General features: G+C 76.3%; 2 protein-coding genes. Both read right to left on the bottom strand.

The features are described 5' to 3' along the window. The coding region (locus AB0H87_RS36740) for an AAA domain-containing protein (protein WP_360156712.1) at positions 1-4,305 on the bottom strand (4,305 nt) is incomplete at its 3' end. Between the two features lie 101 nt (positions 4,306-4,406). Beyond that, on the bottom strand, positions 4,407-5,807 hold the full coding sequence (gene xylB, locus AB0H87_RS36735; protein WP_360156709.1) for a xylulokinase: 1,401 nt from the start codon (positions 5,805-5,807) through the stop codon (positions 4,407-4,409). Positions 5,808-5,957: the final 150 nt, after the last annotated feature.

The raw sequence follows: 5,957 nt of genomic DNA, 5'->3' as shown, positions 1-5,957 counted from the left end.
GGACCGTGGGGACCTGCCAGCCGTATTCGACCGAGTTGCGGACGATCCGGCGGATCTCGGCCAGCGGGCTCGGATCCAGACCGGGTCCATCGCGCGGTCGGGATCCCGGTGGAAGAGGCTGGCGCGTAGGCGGACGAAGACGCAGTTGCCCACGCGCTCGAGGATCGCCTGGCGGCGCAGTTCCGCGGCGAAGGCCGCCGCGCCGCGGTAGCGGTCGTCGCAGGCGATCGCCAGGCGGCGGCCGTCAGGAGCGTTGACCACGAAGTCGATCTGGTACGCGCCGAGCTTGAACCGCGGCACCGGGGCGAGGCCGGCCGCGGTCAGCCGGCGCCAGACCTCGCGGGTGAACTCGCTGTCCAGCACCCGCCCGTCGGCCGGCTCCGGGACGGGTGCCGGGCGCGTGGCGTACGAGAGCAGCAGCGCGCGGGCGTCGTCGCGGTTGAGCTCGCCGGCCGTCACCGAGTGGAAGAGGAAGAGCTGGTCGCGGGCCCGGGACGCGGCGACGTTGACCCGGCGGTGGTAGTCCCGCTTGGTGAACGCGCCGATCGGGCCGTCCGCGGTCGCGACCACCGTGGACAGCAGCACCACGTCGCGCTCGTCGCCCTGGAACGTGTAGGCGTCGCCGACCCGCAGGCTGCGCCGCTCCAGCTCGTCGGTGCCCAGCTCTTCGCGCAACCGGTGCTGCAGGTAGTCGGCCTGGCCGCTGGTCGAGAGCAGGCTCACCACGCCGATCGACCGGCCGTGGTACGCCGGGTCCGCGACCAGCGCCGCCACCTGGGACACCAGCGCCTCGGCCTCGGCGACGTTGACCTCGCCGTACTCCGGCAACGGGACCCGGCGCCCGTCGGGCACGTGGATCGCGGTGACCGCGGCGCCCAGCCCGGCCGGGCGGTCGGCGCGCAGCGGCTGAATCTTGCCGTCGTAGTACGTGTCGCTGGAGAAGGCGATGATCGCCGGCACGCTGCGGAAGTGCTCGGTGAGCAGGATCCGCTGCGGCGAGCGGCGCACCGCGTGGTCGTAGAGGCTGCTCTCGGTGTCGAAGTGCACCGCGGACGGCACCCCGGCCGGCGCCAGGTGCGTGCCGATCAGCGCGTTGACCCGGTCCGCCGGCAGGCCGACGAGCTGCGGACCGATCTGCTGGTCGTCGCCGACGACGACCGCGCGGTGGGCCAGGCCGAGCACCGGCAGCGCGAAGATGTCGGCCTGCGACGCCTCGTCGACCACGACGACGTCGAAGATCGGGCCGGCGCCGGGGAACTGCTCCAGGGCCCGGTCGACCGACATGATCCACACGGGAACGGCCGTGGCGGCCTCGGCCATCGCGCGCTGTGCGGCGGCCTGCCAGTGCGCCGCGGTCTTGCCCGTGCCCTTGCCGATCTTGCGCAGCGCGGCGGCCCAGTCGGCGAGGGCCGCCTTGCGGCGGTCGTCGAGCGTGCGCGCGACCTCGAGCCACGCCGAGCCGACCACCAGCTCGCCGGTCAGCCGCCGTTCCTGGTCACGGGCCCGCTCCAGGCGCCGGCCGAGCTCGTCGTCGCCGACGCCGTGCGTGCCCGCCACGTCGTCGAACCAGGTCTGCGCCTGCCGCCACGCCCAGGCCCGCAGCGCCGCTTCGCCACCGGCCGGCGTCTCACCCCGGTCGTAGGCGCCGGCCCACTGCGGCGCGACCGCCGCCAGCCGGGCACGCAGCGCCGCGTACCGGGTCGCGTCCGGCTTGACCGTCCACAGCCGACGGATCTCGGCGAGCGCGCCGTTCCAGGCCACCGCGTCCTCGGCGGACCAGGCCGCGGCCAGCGCGCGCAGCACCGGCGGGGCGCCCGGCGCGGCGGTGACCTGGGCCAGCCAGCCGCTCATCGCCCGCTGCTCGGCCTCGATCCGGTCGACGGTGAACACCGCCGACGTCGCCTCGGCCAGCTCGGCCAGGTCGGCGAGCGCGGGCGCGTCGACGGCGCGTGGGCAGGACGGCACCAGGACCGCGAGGGTGGTACGCAGGGCGGGCCAGCGCCGGCTCTCCCAGTCGAGCGCGTCCAGGGCCTCCGCCAGCAGCCGGCCCGCCCAGAGCTCCGGCTCGCCGCCGCCCGAGGCCGGCACGGGCGCGCCCAGCCGGCCGCCCCACTCGGCCCACCGCGCGGCGAGCTGCTCGCGGAGCTGCTGCCGCTGCACGCTGGCCACCAGCAGGTCGACGTCGTCGGCCGTGCGGGGCTGCTCGCCGTCGACCCGGCATCCGGCCACCAACCGGGCCAGGTCGCCGTGCGTCAGCCGGCGGACCGGCTTGCCGGCGGCGAACCGCTCCCGGACCTGGCCGAGCTGCTCGAGCAGCCGGCGTGGCTGGGCCGCGTGCGCCTCGCCGATCTCGACGCGGTGGCCGGACAGCGCCGCGGTGCGCCGGCCCAGCTCGGCGAGGATCCGCTGGCTCGCCGTGACCTGCTCGTCCCAGACGGCCTGCCAGCTCGGCTCGCGGATCAGCAGGCCGAGCCGGTCGGTCCAGCTGCCGGCCCGCCGGGTGAGCGTCTCCGCCGCGGTGCGCAGCGCGGCCGCCAGGTCGTCGACCCCGGCCGGGCCGAGCCGGCGGGCGCCGTCGAGGTCGACGCCGCGGTCGCGGGCCTGGTCGACCACCTTCACGGCGTCGCCGAGCGCCGCCCGCTGGGCCGCGACGGCCTCGCCGGACGGGAGCTGGCCGTCGGCCGGCAGCTCGGCCAGGGCGTGCACCCGGTCGGCCGGGGTGATCGCCCGCGCCAGGTCGCCGAGCAGGCCGAACTCCCCCGCCGTCAGCGGCGCCGGCGTGCCCGGCGGCACCGGGTCCGGCACGATGCCGTCCGCCGACGTGCGGCGCAGCCAGTCGCCGACCTCGGCCGGCGAGGAGGGCACTCCGCCGACCGGGTACGTGGCCGTCTCCCGCTCGGCCACCGCGAGCAGCTCGCCGCGGGCCGCGCCGTAGCGGTCGTGTGCCGCGTCGATGTCGGCGGTGATCCGGGCGATCTCGTCGGCGGCGGCGTCCCGGTCGAGGGTGGCCGCCCGGTCCGACAGCTCGCGGGCCGCGATCTGCAGCTGCACGAGCTGGTCGGCGGAGCGGCCGAGCACGGCCAGGCACAGGGGCTGGATCTCGGCCGGCAGCCCGTCGCGGAGCACCCGCAGCGGGTCCTCCTTCTGCGCGAGCACCAGCACGCGCTTGCCGTGCGCGACCAGGTGGCAGATCAGGTTGCGGATCGTGTGCGTCTTGCCGGTGCCGGGCGGGCCCTGCACGGCGACCGTGCGGTGCGCCGCCAGCCGGGCCGCGATCGACTCCTGCGCCTCGTTGGTCGCCATCGGCATGAGCAGGCGCTCGCCGGTGCGTACCCACGCGTCGGGGTCGTCGTCGGGCATCACCAACGCGCTCGGCTCGTGGGCGAGGATGCCGGCCAGCGCGCCGACCCGCCCGTCGCCCGGCGCGGCCAGCCGGTCCCGCTCGGCTTCCAGGAAGCGGCGGACCATCCGCTGGCGCGGGCGGAGGAACAGCACACCGGTGTCGTGTACGTGCGGCTCGTCGAGCGGGTCGGCGCCGAACCGCAGCCGGGGCTCGAAGCCGAGGCGGCGCAGCGCGCGGCCGGCGAACGCCTGCCGCTCGTCGGCGTCCCACGGGTCGACCTCGACGTGGCCGCCCGGGCCCGCGAGGTCGAGCAGGTCGCCGACCCGGCGGTTGTCGAGCCCGCCGAGGGCGTCGACCTGGAGCCGGGCCGGCCCCTGCGGGTGCACGGTGACCGTGGTGGTCTCCGGGTCGTAGTCGATCGCGACCGGCGTGGCGAGCAGCGGATAGCGGACCGGCTCACCGCCGACCGGCGCGTCGAGGATCGCGTGGCCCCAGACGAGCTCGACCCGCGCGGAGTCGATGTCGACGCGGTAGCGCAGGTCGTAGAGGCGGTCGTGCAGGGCCCGGGCGGCGGCGGCCCGCCGGTGCTCCGTGGCCCACGGTCGCCACTCGTCGTCGAGCCACGCGGTGAACGCGGCCGTGCGGTCCTCGTCGTCGGACCCTTGCAGCGTGGGCGGGTGGTCCGGCGTCAGGTCCCAGACGAGGTGGCGCAGCAGCGGCCGCGGGATCGACGGTGCCGGCGGTGGGCCGGGGCGGCCGACCCGCAGCCAGCCGGCGCCGGGCTGACGCGGGCCCAACTCGACCGCGGGGTGCGTGGGGAGGTCGTCGTGCCAGAACGCGTCGCCCGTCGGCACCGCGCGGACCGGCTTGTCGAGCAGGGCCCGGACGGCGAGCAGGTATTCCGCGAGCGCTCCGGCGCGCTCGCGGACCTCATGTGGCGCGTCAGCGCCCTCCCGATCCATCGCCTAACGACGGTATCGCGATGGGGCCAGTGGTGCGAAAGTTCACGCTGTGTTTCAGGCCGCCTGGACCGCTGGTCGGCGGAGGTCAAAACCAAGAAACCTCACGCGGGGCGGTCGTGAACCAGCTCCCGGACCGCGGCGTACTGCTCCCGGATCGCGGGCACCGGGCGGGCGTCGTAGCTCTCGGTCCGGCCGGTCGCCCAGGCGGGCGGCGCCGGCTGGTCGGAGACGACCCAGGCGGCCTGGCGGGCGGCGCCGTCGGCGACGTACTCCCCCGGCGCCGGCACGACGACGCCGCAGCCGAAGACCTCCGGGGCGATCCGCCGGACCGCCTCGCTGCGCGCACCGCCGCCGATCAGGATGACCCGGTTGACCGCGGCGCCCTCGGCGATCAGCGCGTCGAGACCGTCGGCGAGCGCGCAGAGCATGCCCTCGACCGCGGCCCGGGCGAAGTGCGCCGGCGTCGAGGTCTTGAGGGTCAGGCCGTGCACGGCGCCGGTCGACAGCGGCCGGTTGGGGGTCCGCTCGCCCTCCAGGTAGGGGACCATGACCAGGCCGTCAGCGCCGGCCGGCACCGAAGCGGCCAGCTCGGCGAGCCGGCTGTGGGTCACGCCCAGCATGGTCGCCGCGGCGTCGAGCACCCGGGCGGCGTTGAGCGTGCAGACCAGGGGCAGGAAGCGGCCCGTGGCGTCGGCGAACCCGGCCACGATGCCGCTCGGGTCGGCCGCGGGCAGGTCGGCGACGCTGAACACCGTGCCGGACGTGCCGATCGAGACGACCACGTCACCGGGCTGGGCGCCGACGCCGAGCGCGGCGGCCGCGTTGTCGCCCGTGCCCGGGCCGAGCACGGCGCCACCCGGCATGGTGCCGGCCCGGCCGGTCGGTGCCAGCACGGTCGGCAGGTGCGGCTCCCGCCCGAAGGCGAGCGAGAGCAGGTCGTTGCGGTAGACGCCGGTGGCCGGCGACCAGTAGCCGGTGCCACTCGCGTCGCCGCGGTCGGTGCGCAGGTCGCCCAGCGCGCCGGTGGCCCCGAGCTTCCAGGTCAGCCAGTCGTGCGGCAGGCAGACGGCGGCGGTGCGGTCGGCGCTGGCGGGCTCGTGCTCGGCCAGCCAGCGCAGCTTGGTGATCGTGAAGCTGGCCACCGGCACGGAGCCGACGGCGTCGGCCCAGGCCTTCGGGCCGCCCAGCTCGGCGGTCAGGTCGGAGGCCGCCTGCGCCGAGCGGGTGTCGTTCCAGAGCAGGGCGGGGCGCACGACCTCGCCCGACTCGTCGAGACAGACCATCCCGTGCTGCTGGCCGCCGACAGCGACCGCGGCCACGTCGTCGAGGCCGCCGGCCTGGCGGCTGGCCTCGGTCAGGGCGCGCCACCACGCGTCCGGATGCACTTCCGTGCCCTCCGGATGCGTGGCGCGCCCCTCGCGGACCAGCGCGCCGGTCTCGGCGTCGCGGACCACCACCTTGCACGACTGCGTGGACGAGTCGATGCCGGCGACCAGCGGCATAGGTCTGTCTCCTTCACCCTGGATCTTCAGGTTTGGATCTGCGCCGTCCGAAGGACCAGGCCGACAGCGAGGCCGACGCCCAACGCCGCCTCGCGGAGCTGACCACCGACGACCCCACGAACCCGAACCTGAAGCCGGCCTGCCCGGCGA

The sequence above is a fragment of the Asanoa sp. NPDC050611 genome, from assembly GCF_040654855.1.
Classification (GTDB): domain Bacteria; phylum Actinomycetota; class Actinomycetes; order Mycobacteriales; family Micromonosporaceae; genus Asanoa.
This window is presented reverse-complemented; position numbering and strand designations above follow the sequence as displayed.

Bases quoted from the DNA above. Each gene is read 5' to 3' on its own strand.
- xylB (WP_360156709.1), bottom strand. From the start codon at position 5,807: ATGCCGCTGGTCGCCGGCATCGACTCGTCCACGCAGTCGTGCAAGGTG.